Below are 16,589 nucleotides of genomic sequence, written 5' to 3'. Positions count from 1 at the left end.
GCTGACATTAAATTTTTAATTTAACTCCACTGCAACCTTGTTCAAACATTTTCTTTACCATGCTAAAAGTCAAGCGTGCGGCATCTATGGGAGTATGTCCTGTAGCGTGAATATTTGAAATCATACTTTTATTGGCATTTACAGTGCCCACTTTTGGCCCGTAGATCATATAATTTGATAATGAGTCGCCGGTGCCAAGGCCTGGGCGTTCACCCAATAAAATCATACTTACTTTTGCACCCACAGCTTCACCAATGACATCTTGAACGGCAATGCGCGAAAATCTCACGCAATAAATTGTGCCCACAGTCATTTTAGCTTCAGAAAAAAGTTTTTGAAGTTCTGCAACCATCGCAGGGGCAAATCTTTCTGCCGCCCATGAACTCAAACCATCAGCCACTGTTATTTGAATATCAGGGTTCTTAATCGCTTTTTCGCGAACTAGTAAAAGGCTCTTATCATCGAGTTGTCGACCCAAATCAGGGCGTAGTAAAAACTTCTCTTTATTGGTGGCCTTGGTTGTAAGCGGCACCCAATTATTTTTTTCAGCAAAGTGAGCTGGCATTTCAGCATACACGGCATCTTTTGCAATGGCATGATCAGCTCGTAATTTTAAAGCTACACTTGTGAGGTAACGAGTACCCGCACGCCAAACACCAAGTCGTGCGGGAGAATGTTCTAAAGCGGCCGTTAGTTTTTCAGGTTTTCTGGGATTAGGAATTAAATTCTCATTATCAGAAGGAGTTTGAGTTTTTGCCTTCGCATCATCTTGTGATGTGATGATTGGTAGTTTTAAAGCTGTGGAGTTACGAGTTTGAGTTTTTTGCAAACTATGACCTAACCAGCGCGCAATATTTTCTTGAGCTAAGTTTCTGGTTGGCTTTTTTTCTAAAACAGGCTCAGTGTGTGTGACCTTATCGCTTAATACTTCAGCGAGAACTTTTCGCACCAATTCTGATAATTGAGTTTTATCTATTTCAGTCACAAGTTCTCACTTACATGAAAATACTGGGGTCACCGGCTTTTGCTGTGAGGCGGCCGTTTTCCCAAATACCCATGCGTTCCATCCACGTTTCAAATTCGGGTGTTGGTTTATATCCAAAAATTGTTCTCAGTGTTGCGTTGTCATGAAAACTTGTTGATTGATAATTAAGCATGACGTCATCCCCCATGGGAAGACTCATGAGATAATTCACTCCGGCTGCAGCCAAGAGTACTGCTAAATCTTCTTGATCATTTTGATCAGCCACCGCGTGGTTAGTGTAACAATCATCACAACCCATGCTGATCCCCATGAGTTTCCCCATGAAGTGATCTTCGAGCCCTGCGCGAATGATTTGTTTTGAATCATAGAGATATTCAGGGCCAATAAATCCGACAACTGAATTTACAAGATATGGTTTATAACGACGTGCGAGTGCATAAGATCTTGCTTCCATGGTTAATTGATCAGCGCCATGATGTCCGTTTGCGCTTAAGGCTGTACCTTCACCGGTTTCAAAATACATTACATTATCACCACGTGCTGTGCCTTTTTTAAGTGTCATGTCATAGGCTTCATCAAGTAGTTTTATGCTTACACCAAATTCTTCGTTTGAAATTTGGCTCCCGCCGATACTTTGAAACATCAAATCAAGTGGAGCCCCTTTTTCAAGTGCACGCATTTGTGTTGTCACGTGTGCAAGAACACAATTTTGAGTCGGAATGCGCCAACGCTCCATCATATCTTTTGTAGCTTTTAAAATATCATAACAACTATCAACGCGATCAGTTGATGGATTGATTCCGATGACAGCATCACCTGTGCCATAAGATAGACCTTCTTTGGCTCCGGCGATAATTCCTTTTACATCGTCGGTGGGATGATTTGTTTGAAGGCGTGATGAAATGCGACCTTCTAACCCGAGTGTTGAATTACATTTTACTACGACGCGAATTTTTCGACCACCCACGACAAGATCCATATTAGTCATGAGTTTTGTAACTGCAGAGGTCATCTCGGGTGTTAGGCCTGGAGAAATATCAAGAATGTTTTGGCCACTCACTGTGTCTTGAAGTATCCATTCTCGAAATTGTGAAACAGTTTGGTTTTTAATTTTATTAAAAGCATCTAGATCTAAACTGTCTTCAGCAAGGCGCGTGATCTCATCTTTTTCATAGGGCACAACTGGATGTTCGCGTAATTCACCAAGTGTAATATCAGAGAGAACCATCTTGGCTGCGACTCTTTCACGAGCATCTTTTGCGGCAAGACCGGCCATCTGATCGCCAGATTTTGGTTCATTGGCTTTAGCCAAAACCTCTTTGACGGTTTGAAAATTATAATGTGTACCTTTGAGTTCAGTTGAGAGTTTCACAAGCCGCATTAATTACATGATTTTAAAGGGTTTTGTCTAGAATTCATTTCATTGGTAGGTGAGATAAACTTTGGATCCTGGTTCGAGTTTTTCGGCTGAAAAAAACTTAACAGTACCCTGGAGTTGGGAGCTTTCTACCCAATACTCATATTCTGACCCTAAATAGAGTCTTGAAACCACTTGTGTTTCATAACTGCCTAAACCAGGCTTTGGGTAATGTTTCCAGCGTCGTGGAATAAAACTCTGTGGCTTTCCTGATTTGTCGTTAAAGGTTTGCCCACCCACTAAAAACTCTGCAGCAAAGACCGTTGGAGGACGTGTGTAGAGTTCTTCAGGTGTACCCACAGCTTCGATTTTACCTTTGTTCATGAGAAATATACGATCTGACAATGAAAGGGCTTCACGTTGATCGTGGGTCACAAGAATGGTCGTCATTTTGAGATGTCTTTGAAGTTTTTGAATTTCCGCTCTCAATTCTTCACGCAAAATCACATCTAAATTACTTAAAGGTTCATCAAGAAGAAGTATCTGAGGTGACATCGCCAAAGCTCTTGCAAGTGCTACACGTTGTTGTTGTCCACCTGAGAGCTCATTGCCAAATCGTTTTTCAAGACCTGAGAGATGAACTAGTGCTAATGAATCGGAGACAATTTTTGAAATTTCATTATGCCCAAGATCATTAAATCGTTTTTTCATTCTCAAGGGGAATGCCACATTCTCAAATACATTCATGTGTGGCCAAACTGCATAGCTTTGAAAAACCATTCCAAGATTTCTATCTTCAGGTTTTACAAAAATTTTTTGTGACGAAAGAGTTTTGTCGCCAACAGTAATATCTCCGCTATCACTATCTGGTGTTTCTAGGCCAGCGATACATCTAAGTGTTGTGGTTTTTCCGCACCCCGAAGGTCCAAGAAAAGAAACAAATTCTCCTTGTTGTACTTCAAGCGAAATCCCGTGGAGGATTTTATTGGCTCCATAAGATTTCGTAAGATTATTTATTTTTAGATGTGCCATTTAGTACCCCAATTTTCCACGACTTAAAAAACGACTTAATTCATTTAAACTTAAAATAAGTAGAACAAGTAATATTGCTAATGCTCCGGCTGACGCATGATCGGCGTAATCTTGAAGATCAAATAAAACTGTTCCGATAGATTGAAACGAAGGACTCGTTAAAAACACAGACATTGTTAATTCACCTAATATTGGAATAAGTACGAGAAAAAACCCACCTAAATACTCAGGTCTTAATATCGGTAATACAATTTTTCTCCAAACACCGGCTGAACTTGCGCCGCTGAGTCTTGCGGCTTCAAAAAGTGATGGGGAAATATTTGAAAGCCCTGTTCTTAACGGCTGAAAAGCAAGACTAGCATGTTTAATAATAAAGGCTGTCATGATGATCCATGGGGTGTTGTAAAGATTCACGCCATATTTGCCTGAATAAACAACAATTAAACCTAGTGCGATAATCGCCCCTGGCGTGGCTAAGGGAATAGTGAGAATAGTCTCTACCGTTTTTAGTTGCGCATTTTTTTTAGAAAATAGGGCAAGGCTCACAATTGCCATGAGTACAATGACAAGTGCGCTTAATGAACCATAAAGTAAACTTCCATGAAGTCCTGCTTTTGTTTCGGCAAGATCAAAAACTACGTATTTATAATGGCTAAAAGATATTTCATTTAAGCACTTAACTCCAATAGATTGAAGGCAACCGGGCTTAACTATTGTGCTTAGGAATAAACACATGAGTGGAGCAATCCAAAATATCGTTTGTGAAATAAAAAACCATATTTGAAAACTTAAAAAACCAATGATGCCTTGTTTCTCTGAAGATTCTTTTGCCGTTTTACCAGATAAAAGAACATATTTCTTTTCGTTTCCTTGAAGCCAAAATCCTAAAAATAACGGGATAAGTGAAAGTAAAAATAAAATAACTGAATAACTTGCAGCTTGGGGAAGACCTTCAAGACCGCCAAGTTGGATAGCTTGATAAACTTTGTAGGTGAGGGGATAAACTTTTTCTGGTGCACCGATCCATGCAGGTATTGCAAATGCTGAGATATTAAGAGCAAAACAAAGTCCGCAGGCGCCGATGATCGCGGGGCGTAAGAGAGGTAATTCAATTTTTAAAAAAACTTTAAAATTAGAAGCACCAGAAAGTCTTGCTGCCTCTCTGAGTGATGAATCAATGCGTTTGAGTTTTTCTTCAAAAAGTAAAAATGCCACCGGCATATGGGTGATCGAAAATAGAAAAATCATTCCGAAAAGACCATAGAGACCGCCCGGAAACACTGCCCAATAATTAAGAAGCCCCGTCGTTGGGTTCCACGCGACTACAAAGGCAATGGCTAAGATAAAATTAGGCACAAGATATGGAATCAGTAGCATAAGACGTTGGAGGCGCTTAAAGCGCCACAGGTTGTGAGCAAATTGTCTTGCGAAGAGCATTCCAATTATTACTGAAATAAGACTTGCAGAGATACTAGACGATAAAGTCACACCCAATGATTTTAGAAATGACGGGCTTTGATAGATTTCGCGCAACACCTCGGCATTGACTTGACTTAAAAGCCCAGTCAGAGGAGCAAGAAAAAAAACTCCTAATAGGAAAATGAAAATCCAATTCAAATTTTATTCCAAAATAATAAGGCTAAATTGTTTTTTAATATTCTTTGCGTCGGCAGCCACTTCAGCGATTATTTTATCTGTCCAGGGGGTGGATTTTTTTGTAACTTCTTTGATTGGTTTTGCACCCTCTGGAGCTGTTACGTCTTTACGTACACTGTACATAAAACCATTACGCAATAGCTCTTGGCCTTCTTTTGATAAAATAAATTCAGCAAATTTTTCAGCCGTTTCTTTTTGTTTACTGTCTTTTAATATTACTTGCACACTTGGTATTGGTATTGCTCCATCGATTGGATAAATAATTTCAATGGGGCTTCCACGTTTTTGCGAAGCCAAAGCATTTTCTAAAAGAACCCATCCGACTTTTTTCTCACCAGATTCAATTTTTTGAATAACTGTAGAGTTCCCCCCGCTGGAGGCTACATTGTTTTCTCTGAGTTTTTTAAAATAATCCCAACCATATTTTCGGCTTAGGTAAGCCACTGTTGAAAACATAGTGCCTGATTCTAGCGGGCTTCCTGTTTGAATAAGATTTTTGTATTGAGGTTTTGTAAGATCACTAAAGCTTTTTGGTCGTTGATCAAGTGGGAGATCTTTGTGGGCTACTAAAATCATCAATGAATGATAATTAGTCTCTGTAAGTTTTCCTTTATGAGAATGTGCGAGATTTCGTTTTCCGAGATCAGCGCTCCAAAAAGCGTCAGAGGTGAGAATGACATCGGCTTGAGGTTTTTGTGCAATAAGTTCAGCTTCAACTTTGGCTTGAATTTTTTCTGAACCACCTTGAAAAATTTGAACTTCAGTATCAGGATTATTGGCTTCAAACGCTTTTTTAATCGGCTCAGCAAATTCTTTATAAATCGAAGTGTAAATCCAAATTTGCTTCGGCGCTGCTTGCAGTTGCAAACTCAAAAAAAAGGTAACAAAAGCTACCGCGTTTCTTTTGTTAAAAATCAAATTCAAAATAGTCATAGTGAACCTCCCAAAAAGATACTCCAAGGAGATAGCCTTGCCCCTGAAAAAGAGCAAGAAGCTTAAGCTTTCGCCAAATCTTTTAAAATATTTTTAATTAAGCGAGGGCCGCCAAAGATAAAACCTGTATAAACCTGAATAAGTCCCGCTCCAGCCTGAAAATAACTCATGGCTTGCTTGGTATCAGCAATTCCGCCAACTCCGATAATAAGCATTGAATTTGATTTTTCGACATAAGCTTGGGTGAGGGCAAGATTTGTAGAAAATACGGGGCGTCCACTGAGCCCACCGTTGGGGAGTACGAGAATTTCGCGGTCACTTAAGCCATAAGCTGAAGCATGGTTAGCTAAAGTGTTTCCGCAGATGATCCCGCATACCATGTGTTTACGTGCGACATTAAGCACCCCATCGATGAATTTCGCTTGGTTATCAGGTGCCACTTTAATAAAAAGTGGGATGTCGGTAACCACAGATCTAACTGCAGAAACAAGTTCATCAAGATTTTTTTCACTCTGCAGATCTCTAAGCCCGGGTGTGTTTGGGGAGCTGACATTTATTACCAGGTAATCAACACAGTCAGAAAATTCGATGGCGGCTCGTTTGTAATCTTCCCCAGCTTGATCACTAGGTGTGGAAAAGTTTTTACCAATATTCCCGCCAATTTTTATTTGCAGGCCATTTTTTTTTGCACGCCTTACATTTTCAGCAATTGCCTTCACACCAATGTTGTTAAAACCCATGCGATTGACGATGGCTTGATGCCTAACGTACCGAAAAAGCCGGGGCTTTGGGTTTCCGGGTTGTGCTACAGGGGTGGCGGTTCCGACTTCAACAAATCCAAAACCGAGGGCTTGCCAACCCCAAAGGCCTTGGGCGTTTTTATCGAGCCCGGCGGCTAAGCCTAGGGGAGAGGAAATCTTACCAAAGGGTGTGTTGGTTTGAAGTTTGGGGTGCTTTGCCCAATGAGGGCGGGGCCAAATTCCAAAGCGGTGCAGAAAGCCGATAAATTTTACGCAAAGCATTCCAAGAGAATGGGCGGTTTCAGCTGGCAGAAGGAAAATAAAGGGTTTGATTAAGTCATACATTGCACTTGTATTTACACAAGGTTGGGGCGGAGTCTCAATTCCTTTTTTGTATTATATCCCGTTGATTCTTGGGCTCGGCTATGTTTGATTGGACGATCTAATTGAACTAGCTGTTGGAGAGGTGGCCGAGTGGCCGAAGGCGGCGGTTTGCTAAACCGTTATACGGTTGAAAAGCCGTATCGAGGGTTCGAATCCCTCTCTCTCCTCCATTTTTTTTTGATTTTAGCGACAGCACTACAGTACCCGGTCAAGTTCGTCTTTACGAACGAGTTATCGTGGAGCAAATCGGGCAGAATCTGTACAGCTTTGAACATTTGAATAATCAGTTTTTAAAAATGAATTACGTAAAACAGACCATGTTCAAAGAAGCCACGTGGAATCCATGCGTCAACGGCACTCATCCCTAAGAATATAAAAACCGACTAACGAGCACCATCAAGAAATCACTGAGTTAATCTGATTTAACTCATGTGAAAAAGATGAGCACGGCGATCGGAAAATAGAAAAATATTTCTCAGCTTCACGGTATGTAGTTAAGTGCTCATATTAAGTTTGTCTAAAACCAAATCCCAATCATCCTCACCGTAGCCACCTAAGTACTCACTTCATGACCGTTAATAAATCGATTCATATGCGTGAAGCCAAATATATCAATGGCTGCTTTTTGATTATGGGCTTTGCAAAGAAGCCTGAGATTTTCGAGAGAAGTGTCCCCACCCAAAGCTTTTGGCTGGATATGATCGATCTCAAGACCATATTTTGAATCACAGCGTTTACCATCAAAGGTTTGAAATGAGCATTGGGACTGATACTTCTGCCAAACTTGTCGCTTTTGAAAAGCAGTGGGCGCACCGAATTTCTCGTACGTACCAGAAACACCGCGTTGAACTTTAGCTTGAAAATCAGTTTGACCCCCACCTTGAACATTATCTTGAACCTTCGTTTGCTTGTACTTTCGAGGCTCACGAGCAGGATCAAGCTTTTGAGTCTCTTTTTTAACAAGCAAAGCTAAAAGCTCAGCAGTGGTGATCCCAGGATGACTTTTAGAATAAATATTTTTAAGTGTTTCAATTTCATCTAAAAACTCTAAAGGCACATTGATCGTCATTTGTGCTGTTTCATTTGAAACTTGCCTGACCTTTTCAGGTGGAACGGGGATCACAGTCGCAACTTTAAAGATCTCTTTTTCGCATTCTTTTACTGATTTATTCTCAAAATTCTTAAGAACCTCGATTTTCTTATCTAAAGTAAACGCATTCTCTGCTTTTTTCTCTCGATTAAATAAAGTATTTGCCATTGAGACAGTAGATAAAGACAACTTACCTTCATTAAGTTTTAATTCTAATTCTGGAATTTCACCCAAAAGCCTCGAACTTGTAACCCTGATTTGAGTTTCAGCTTCGGTGTAGCCTAACTCTTTTATTCCAAATTTATAAATATTTGAGTATCCATAATCAGCAAAGATTCTTCGCTTTTGAATAACATAGAAGTAATGAAGAATTTCGCCCGTGTTTTTGCGTTCGATTGAAACGAGATTTTTAAGTCCGCTGACAACGTGTTTTGATTCTTCTTTCATTAACTTTTGAATCAGCTTTGTATTCATAAGCCCCCTGATAAAATAGAAGTTTTAAATAAATAACCACTTTGATTTTTCAATCTAAGTTCGAACTGCGCACACATTAGCATGGGTTTTAAAAAGACTTTTCAAATCAAGATCAGACCCGTTTTGCGTGATGAATCTGGCGCTCTAAAAGGCATGTCAGGCAAAGAAACTCAAGAGCTTTAACATTTTTGATATTTTGATAATTAAAAAGCTAGCGACCGCTGCTTTAGAAATTAGAATTTCACGTCAAGAAAAAATAATGAAAAAAATAATGATTTAAGAGAAATAAAAAATTGATCAGTAGTCATCAAAGTAAACTCAAAGAGCCAATCTTTGACCATCAAGGTTCAGGCGACAGATCGAATATATTGTAAGTTATGAATTTGCCTGTCTTAGGGATCAATAAAACTATCTATTCTCAGTTAAACGAGCAAAACGGCCCAGAGCCCTAAAATGACGCCTTGAAATCGCCAACTCAGAAGCCCGGAGAGCACCTGTTTTTCATTAGTCATGTGAACGGTGGCCCCTGAATTGCTATGGTTATTACAGGATTACTTTTAGGAGTTAATATGTTGTTAAAACGAATTTTGTTGCCACTTTTAGGACTACTTTTTATAACAATTTCAAGCATAGAATCTTTTGCTGAGATCCACAATAAGCTCAGTGTTTAGAACTTTAGCATTCAGTGGAGGACCTTGTTTATGTACGTACAAAAAATATTTTTTATAGTTTCTATTTTATTTTTTATTCCCGTTAAAGTTTTTGCACATAAAGAACTTGGCCCAGTAGAGAAATATCCTGACGGAAAAATTATTTACATGTTTACTAATTATTCAAATAATGGATTTCCAAATGCCACAAAGTATTGTGCTGAAAAAGGTGGTCGTTTGCCAACCTTAAGAGAGTTGTTTCAGCATGCGACTAGACCTTGTACGTCTGACATAATCGGAAAAGACTGGTGCGGCCTTCATATTATGGAGCCAAATGAGGTGCCTGATCACTATTCACGTTTCGAGAAATTAAAAATATATTATGTTTATGATCCAGAGTTCTATCATCCCAAATCATCAGCAAACGTATCTAGGATTCCCGTATGGAATAAAGATGGGTCATATGACAATTTTTACGTAATTCACCTTTTTGATAAAAATTATAATAACGATTATAGAAGCGCAGATATTGATGTTGATATTTATTATGGAAGACCAAGCAGAGAATATTGCACATCGTCTTATAGCAACGATTATAGCCATTTCGAATATTACTTTCGTAGTGGTTATAATAGTGCCCGTGTTGTTGATGCTGTAACCTTTAATCACGAAATTGATATATGCACAGTTCGTTGCATGTTTGATCATTAGTTAACAATTAAATCACTTTTATTCCAGCCCCTACCTTGTAAGCAAACCATCAGGCTTAGCATACCAGAGCAAAAATACTCTGGTCACGATCCTGGATTCTTCAATGTTAAATTTCAGCCTCAATCAGTGGGGTTGTTATCTCTACGTTATTGGCAGCTGCACAGCTAATGATCATTTGTTTAATAAACAGTTTAAATTCAAGACTTAAGCAGCAATTGTAGGTCATTTATCGCATATTTTTGACGTTCATTTTTATATGTAAATTCTCAAATATTAAGGATCTCCTTGAAAGCATTAATTTTTTTGCCCTGGCATCAGCTTCGCAATACTTAGAGTGTAATAAACCAATGGGCAAAAGAACTTACAAAAGGGGCCGTGGTATGTTTCATTTAAAAAATCTTCTATATGTATTAATAATTCTTAATATTGGCTGTGCAAAACAAAATTCTACCACACAAAATTCTAGTAGCCCGACAGATGCTAAAATAAACATTGTCAAACCCCCTATCACTGACCCTATAGACGCACTAACTATTACAAACAAACCGCTTAAATTTGCAGGTTTAAAATCAGCTTCATTTAGTTTTTCGACTCTACAATCAGGCTCTACTTTTCAATGTAAATTAGATGCAGGAGCCGCTGTACCCTGCACATCGCCATTTAACTATACAAATCTCACTGACGGGATTCACTACTTTACAGTTTTTGCAACAAACAATGCAGGTACCATGTGGGCTTCAGAAAATTTCAACTGGAATGTCGATGAAAATTTCATAAACTTAAACACGTCAAACCCACCCACTACTTCAACTTCTACATCGGCCACAATTACATTTAATTCAGATGCTCACGCACCAACATTTCAATGTAAATTAGATTCAGGAAGTTTTGCGCCGTGCACTTCAGGTGTCCAACTTTCCAACCTTTCAACTGGTAGACATACATTTATTATTCAGGTCACTAATGGCCTGGGTACGGCCACACTTACAGGTGGATTCTATTGGGACGTTCTATAGGGTGAACCAACGGACCGCCATTGAAAAAAATGCGGTTTTTATTTTCTGCAATTGTAAGCTTGGCCTCTAATATTTTCTGTGGCATATATCATTTTCAAAATCACAACTTTTAAAATCTGAATTGAGGCATAGATGAAGTCACACCCATTGCTCAGTTTTTTTCTAGTATGTTCATTGATCAATACAGCTTGGGCGGTACATCCCTTTGATGATCTCAGTTCTGATGAAGTTGTAAAAGCTATCCAAATTGTCAAAGACTCAGGAAAGTTTGCTGATGGAATAAGATTTCCCATCGTAAAACGTCAAGAGCCTTTAAAGGCTGATTGGCTTGGTGGAAAAGCAGAAAAATTCAGGCAAGCTAATGTTGTTGTGTTTGATTACAAAAAATCTTTGATGAGCGAATTAACTATTGATCTTACAACTTCAAAAATTCTAAAAATTAAAGACCTTCCAGGGCTAAAACCTCCCGTTTTAATTGAAGAGTATGACCGAGCACGGGCACTTGTGCGGGCGAATACCTCTTGGCAAAAAAGTATGCATGCTCGAGGAATAAAAGATTTATCAAATGTGTTTGTCGATATTTGGGCGCCAGGTTTATTGAGCAAATCTGAAAAAGGAACTGAGAAGAGACTGCTTCGTGCACTTTCTTATTACAAAGGTGCAGGCAAAAATTTCTACTCTCGCCCTATTGAAGGTGTAGTCGTAACAGTTGATCTTTCTCAAGAAAAAGTCGTGAGTGTTTGGGATGTCGAAAATCCACCTGCTATCGAAAAACTAAACGAACTTTCAAGTGCAGATTCTAAAGTTTCGGTGGAGCCATTAAAGCCACTCGTAACCACATTGCCAAAAGGTTCGTCGATTAAAATTTCTGGTCAAGAAATTGCGTGGTATCGTTGGAAATTTCGCTACAACATGGATCCACTTCAGGGTTTACAGATTTATCACGTTCGCTATCGTGAAACTGATACAGATCGAACGCTGCTTTATAAAATTGCGCTGTCAGAAATGTTGGTTCCGTATGCTTCTCCAGAAAAAACATGGTCGTTTAGAAATGCATTTGATGTTGGTGAGTATGGCATCGGTAAAACACTTCACTCACTTGAATCAGGAAAAGATGTACCAAGTCATGCACTTTTACTTGATGTCGTGATACCCGACGATCTCGGTGGGAAGCCTAGTGTCTTTAAAGGCATTGCCGTTTACGAGCGAGACACAGGGATTTTGTGGAAACATCGCAATGCTGAAAATGGCGAAGTCGATATGAGGCGTGGACAAGAATTAGTCATGACGTTCATGACCACCATTGGAAACTATGATTACGGTATTAATTATATTTTTCATATGGATGGTAGCATTCAAGTTGAAGCACTTCTCACGGGCATTTTACTAGCGAAAGGTTCTTCTGTTCAAACCAATCCGTGTACGAAGGGATGTCTGCCATTAGTTGAAAAAAACATTTTAGCTCCACTTCATCAGCATTTTTTTAATTTCAGAATTGATTTTGATATTGATGGTGCCTTAGGAAATTCAGCAGCAGAAAATAATGTTGTGAAACTTGCAAAATCAAAATTAAATGAAAATGGAAACGCCTTTGAAGCACATAACACTATTTTAAAAACTGAAAAATCAGCAGTGCGTGATTTATCACCTGCAACAGCACGTAAATGGAAGGTGTTGAATTATAATTCGAGAAATAAAATAAGACATCCTCGCGGATACGCGATCGTGCCTGGTGAATCGGCCGTGCCCTATTTAGATCCGAGTAATCAAATTCGCCTTCGTGCGCGCTTTATCGAGCATCCGATGTGGTTTACTGTTTATAAAGATGATGAAACCAGTGGGGCAGCTTTGTATCCGACCACAGCTCCTGCGGGCGAAGGTCTGCCAAAATACATAGCCAATAATGAATCACTCGAAGAGCAAGATGTTGTCATGTGGTACACTTTTGGCGTCACCCATGTTCCTCGTCCTGAAGAATGGCCAATCATGAATGTGCATAAAACTGGTTTTACTTTAAAACCTATGAACTTTTTTGATGAAAATCCGTTGATGGCTCAATGAGGAGCACGGGCCTTGAAAAAATCTTGAGCTGCAAGGCGTGTAAACTCATCTGAATCTGTAAGTGCAAGTGTTATGGCTGCCAAAATCGATGTGTCTTGAACCTTAACGGGAATAAGAGCCAGTATGGCATTCATTCTTGTGTTGGCATCAGAATCAGAAATCATTTTGGAAATTGCCATTTGAATCTCTGTATTTGGAGATTTTATAACACCTAATCCGCGAACCGCATTCGCTCGCACCCATGGTTCTGAATCATTTAACAATTCAACAAGAACAGATTGTGCTTGGAGCAAAGAATTCTTGTTAAGGCCTAATGCTAATGCAGCATTTAAGCGTACAAAACTATTTGAGTCATTAAGGGCCTCACCAAGTGCAAGATTAATAACTTCATTTCTGTGTTTGATAAATTGAAACACATAAGCTGCGCGAATTTTTACATCTTTATAAGTAGATGTTTTTAAAAGACTAACAATAGTTTGAAGTATCGATGCATCTGTAGTTTCAATAGTCACTAAAGCATCAAGCGCATTTAAAACAACACTCTCTGTTTGATCTTGTAATAACCCGGCTAAGGCAAGATGTGTTTTATGATCTTTTGGTTTCATTCGACCAACAACAGATGCCGCAAAAGCCCTGATCATTTCATTTGAATCGCTAAATGCTTCTAAGATTGCTTCAAGAATTTGATGATCTTTTGATTGAAATTTATCTAAAGCTTTAATTGCCGCTTGTCGAATGTAAATGTCTTCGTTTTTTAATTCTTGAGCCACCATTTTATGAACACTTGGGTTATCAGAGCGTGAGATTCTCAATGCGTGAAGTGCTAAAACTTTTTGTGTAGGGTTATCGCTTAAGATTTTAAGCGCAGCTTGTGTTAATTTATTTTTCAGCTCTGTTGGCGGGCTTGCCGCTCCCTCAAGTGCATTATCTAAATCTTGTAACAGTAGTCGACTTTGATCAACTGTAAAACCCCAAGTGTTTGAATTATCGATAAGTGCAAGACTCATTTGAAACAGTAGTTCGGTTTGTGATTTTGTGTTTTTTTGAAATTTTTCTAGATCAATATTACTTTGCATAATCGGATGATCAGGAAAATAGCTCGCACTTTTTGTAGTGCTCACTCTGGAGCCCTCTTCTGACCACCACTTCGAAGCTTGGGCATAGTGGCTATGGTTTCTATCTAGTTTTAAAAGTTCAAATAAAGCAGTCGAAGATGTTGGGGCCCTGGTTAACTGCTTTAAGTAATTTAAAAATGAAGAAACTAAAATTTTTATGTATGGAATTGAATTTTTGCCTGGCCCTCGTTCATCGTAACCAAAAAGTGTGGCATTTGGAAAAACAGGGGCGTACGGATTTTTATCACCTTTATTGGCAATTTGATGGATCGCAGAAATAATCAATTGTGTGCGAGGCACTTCATTCTCATGGGTGAGTACTCTTTGAAGATATTGATACGGGTCAATTTCTACTTCAGCAAATCGACTTGCTGTTGTGTAACACCCTCCTAAATAGACAAACTTTGGTTTACAAAAAAATGGAAGACATGCCTGATCATCAGTAAGTACTTCAAGAGAGAGTTTAGAAAACCTACCTTTAACTCCAAAAAAACCTGCTGAATGATGGCCAGAAATAAAAACGGCATTTGAGAAAATCTTTTTTTCTTTTATATACTTTAAAATTTCCTCTTGGCCTTTAACATGCAACGTCGGGCGTGAAGCTATAAACTCATCATTGCAATAATCACTAGGACAGGTCGGGGATGGTTGTAGGTTGAGTTCGACGATCCAGGAGTCGACTTCATGGGGGTCTTCGACATCTAAAAACATAAGTCTGAGTCTGTTATCTGTCTGGCCAAAAGCTGAGCTACTGACAAAAACAAGAAGCGTAAATAAAAAACCTAAAAATCGAACTCCAAGCACGAATGCCCCCTTGTACTTTATGATTCGACTTTCTCATTGCAATAAACTGACCCCATCATGAGTGAGGTCAGTTGCAAATAAAGTATATTTGGAGATTTTGGGGTATGTGGTTTGTTCCAAGATTTGGAATAAATACAGGTTCAAAAAGTCCCATGATTTAAGGTGATAGTTCAGACAAAGCCATTAATAAGTTTTTAAGCTTGCGAGCCTCAGCTGAATTTGGCATTTCGAATCGATGACATTCTTTATGCGTTGAGATGACAATGGCTTCTTCAGTGCCTTTTTTCACTTCAAAAACTGGTGTGGATTCATCCATACATATCGGCCCTCCGTCATCGAGATCAACAAGGTCAGTTGCATTAATGCGTTTAATGGCGGCCATTAAATTAGCAACACTTGGGGGGCTAAGTTTTGCAACCCTTGTGGTTTTGATAACGTTTTCTTGAAACGCATGTGACTCATGCAAAACAATTCCATTTATATAGACAGTAGTAGTGGTTTTAACGGGTTGATGTGAATACCCAGGGTGGAGTGTGTATCGTAAAAGATAGTTTGGGTTATTACTTGTGGATTTCTCACCTGCGACGGCACTGATTGAAAAAAGGGCTATGATCGCTATCATATTTAAAAACTTCATGGGCTACCTCCTATGTTTGTTAACTCTATTAAACTTTTAGCAAACCAGAGCAGCGCTGCAAACAATTTCGATATTAAACTAATTGCTCAATCGCAGAGCGTTAAGTGCAAGTTTATGTTTCCCAATAAAGCCAAATCGAGATAACTTGGGATATCCGTTTAGGGCGGAATCACATATCAAAACAATTAAAACAGGATTGGGGCTAACCGAGCCCACATCTTTAAACTGGGGGTTTCAATGCTTAAAGGCACATTAACCGTGTTTGCAATTTTATTACTTTCGTTTTCAGCTCTCGCAACCGAGGTTGGTGACCAAGCTCCCTGTTTGAACGTTGATCAGATAAAAGTTGATGGTTCACGCGCAAATCACTCACTTTGTGATCGCAACGAAGGTACACAGTATTTGCTCTTAGATTTCTTTCAAACAACTTGTGGATCCTGCATAGATAATCTTCCTAATCTCACCAAGCTTTCAATAGAAGCACAAACAACAACCACTACTCGTTTGATTGCTATAGATCGCAACGAGCAAGCCGTCGTAGATTTTGTTAGAAAGTATCAAGATCTAATAAAATTTGAAGTGCCTTTAGATTCAAAACGAGCAGTCGCTCAAGCATACAATACTTATTCCACGCCCACAACTTACGTCGTCGATAAAACTAATAAAGTTATCTACAAACATATCGGCGGATGGTCTGACGCCAATTATGCTGAATTAAGCAAAATATTAGCGCAATAATGATTCGATTATTGGTTTTAGTAACAGCATTGGTAGTGGGTTGTGCTTCCATGAGTGATGTGGAGCGGGGGTATGTAAATCACCCAGCTATGGAACTAAAAAACCGACTGACTCCAGCGTCACAGAGTGTGTTAACTAATTTAAATGCTGTAAGTCAGTCATCAGCTGGAGTCGCATGCGCAACTTGTGCTCACTAATAATTATTT

General features: G+C 39.1%; 14 protein-coding genes and 1 tRNA gene. 6 read left to right on the top strand and 9 right to left on the bottom strand.

Annotation, left to right across the window (positions count from 1 at the left end):
- Nucleotides 1–7 precede the first annotated feature (7 nt).
- The 6 genes from eutC to SGI74_11790 form a co-directional block, all read right to left on the bottom strand.
- Nucleotides 8–985 carry an ethanolamine ammonia-lyase subunit EutC gene (gene eutC, locus SGI74_11815; protein ID MDZ4678180.1) on the bottom strand — a complete coding sequence of 326 codons (978 nt, stop codon included), beginning with the start codon at nucleotides 983–985 and terminating at the stop codon, nucleotides 8–10.
- A gap of 10 nt (nucleotides 986–995) precedes the next feature.
- Nucleotides 996–2,357, bottom strand: coding sequence for an ethanolamine ammonia-lyase subunit EutB (locus tag SGI74_11810; GenBank protein MDZ4678179.1), 1,362 nt, complete (start codon nucleotides 2,355–2,357; stop codon nucleotides 996–998).
- Nucleotides 2,358–2,405: 48 nt separating this feature from the next.
- A complete protein-coding gene (locus SGI74_11805; protein ID MDZ4678178.1) occupies nucleotides 2,406–3,374 on the bottom strand; it encodes an ABC transporter ATP-binding protein in 969 nt (322 codons plus the stop codon).
- Nucleotides 3,375–4,907, bottom strand: coding sequence for an iron ABC transporter permease (locus SGI74_11800; GenBank protein MDZ4678177.1), 1,533 nt, complete (start codon nucleotides 4,905–4,907; stop codon nucleotides 3,375–3,377). It lies immediately after the preceding gene.
- Between the two features lie 87 nt (nucleotides 4,908–4,994).
- Nucleotides 4,995–5,963 carry an extracellular solute-binding protein gene (locus SGI74_11795; GenBank protein MDZ4678176.1) on the bottom strand — a complete coding sequence of 323 codons (969 nt, stop codon included), beginning with the start codon at nucleotides 5,961–5,963 and terminating at the stop codon, nucleotides 4,995–4,997.
- Between the two features lie 62 nt (nucleotides 5,964–6,025).
- A complete protein-coding gene (locus tag SGI74_11790) occupies nucleotides 6,026–7,048 on the bottom strand; it encodes a quinone-dependent dihydroorotate dehydrogenase (GenBank protein ID MDZ4678175.1) in 1,023 nt (340 codons plus the stop codon).
- Between the two features lie 115 nt (nucleotides 7,049–7,163).
- Between SGI74_11790 and SGI74_11785 the strand changes: the two genes are divergently transcribed.
- Nucleotides 7,164–7,257, top strand: a tRNA-Ser gene (locus SGI74_11785).
- 383 nt (nucleotides 7,258–7,640) lie between these two features.
- Here SGI74_11785 and SGI74_11780 read toward each other — a convergent pair.
- Nucleotides 7,641–8,651, bottom strand: coding sequence for an HNH endonuclease signature motif containing protein (locus tag SGI74_11780; GenBank protein MDZ4678174.1), 1,011 nt, complete (start codon nucleotides 8,649–8,651; stop codon nucleotides 7,641–7,643).
- A gap of 701 nt (nucleotides 8,652–9,352) precedes the next feature.
- Here SGI74_11780 and SGI74_11775 point away from each other — a divergent pair.
- From SGI74_11775 to SGI74_11765, 3 genes are all read left to right on the top strand, one after another.
- On the top strand, nucleotides 9,353–10,012 hold the full coding sequence (locus SGI74_11775; GenBank protein ID MDZ4678173.1) for a hypothetical protein: 660 nt from the start codon (nucleotides 9,353–9,355) through the stop codon (nucleotides 10,010–10,012).
- 380 nt (nucleotides 10,013–10,392) lie between these two features.
- Nucleotides 10,393–11,028 carry a hypothetical protein gene (locus SGI74_11770; GenBank protein ID MDZ4678172.1) on the top strand — a complete coding sequence of 212 codons (636 nt, stop codon included), beginning with the start codon at nucleotides 10,393–10,395 and terminating at the stop codon, nucleotides 11,026–11,028.
- 132 nt (nucleotides 11,029–11,160) lie between these two features.
- The gene (locus SGI74_11765; protein ID MDZ4678171.1) at nucleotides 11,161–13,089 is read left to right on the top strand and encodes a tyramine oxidase; all 1,929 of its coding nucleotides are present in this window, start codon (nucleotides 11,161–11,163) and stop codon (nucleotides 13,087–13,089) included.
- Here SGI74_11765 and SGI74_11760 read toward each other — a convergent pair.
- Together SGI74_11760 and SGI74_11755 are read right to left on the bottom strand one after the other, a co-directional pair.
- Nucleotides 13,083–15,008, bottom strand: a complete 1,926-nt coding sequence (locus tag SGI74_11760; protein MDZ4678170.1) for a HEAT repeat domain-containing protein — start codon at nucleotides 15,006–15,008, stop codon at nucleotides 13,083–13,085. The genes SGI74_11765 and SGI74_11760 overlap by 7 nt on opposite strands.
- A gap of 157 nt (nucleotides 15,009–15,165) precedes the next feature.
- Nucleotides 15,166–15,645: a hypothetical protein gene (locus tag SGI74_11755; GenBank protein MDZ4678169.1), complete on the bottom strand. Its 480-nt coding sequence runs from the start codon at nucleotides 15,643–15,645 to the stop codon at nucleotides 15,166–15,168.
- Between the two features lie 237 nt (nucleotides 15,646–15,882).
- Between SGI74_11755 and SGI74_11750 the strand changes: the two genes are divergently transcribed.
- Nucleotides 15,883–16,383: a TlpA disulfide reductase family protein gene (locus SGI74_11750; GenBank protein MDZ4678168.1), complete on the top strand. Its 501-nt coding sequence runs from the start codon at nucleotides 15,883–15,885 to the stop codon at nucleotides 16,381–16,383.
- The gene (locus tag SGI74_11745; GenBank protein MDZ4678167.1) at nucleotides 16,383–16,580 is read left to right on the top strand and encodes a hypothetical protein; all 198 of its coding nucleotides are present in this window, start codon (nucleotides 16,383–16,385) and stop codon (nucleotides 16,578–16,580) included. Before SGI74_11750 ends, SGI74_11745 begins: the two co-directional genes overlap by 1 nt.
- Nucleotides 16,581–16,589: the final 9 nt, after the last annotated feature.

It is taken from the genome of Oligoflexia bacterium, assembly GCA_034439615.1.
Taxonomy (GTDB): domain Bacteria; phylum Bdellovibrionota; class Bdellovibrionia; order JABDDW01; family JABDDW01; genus JAWXAT01.
The sequence above is the reverse complement of the archived record's forward strand: the minus strand, read 5'-3'. Positions and strand labels throughout refer to the sequence as shown.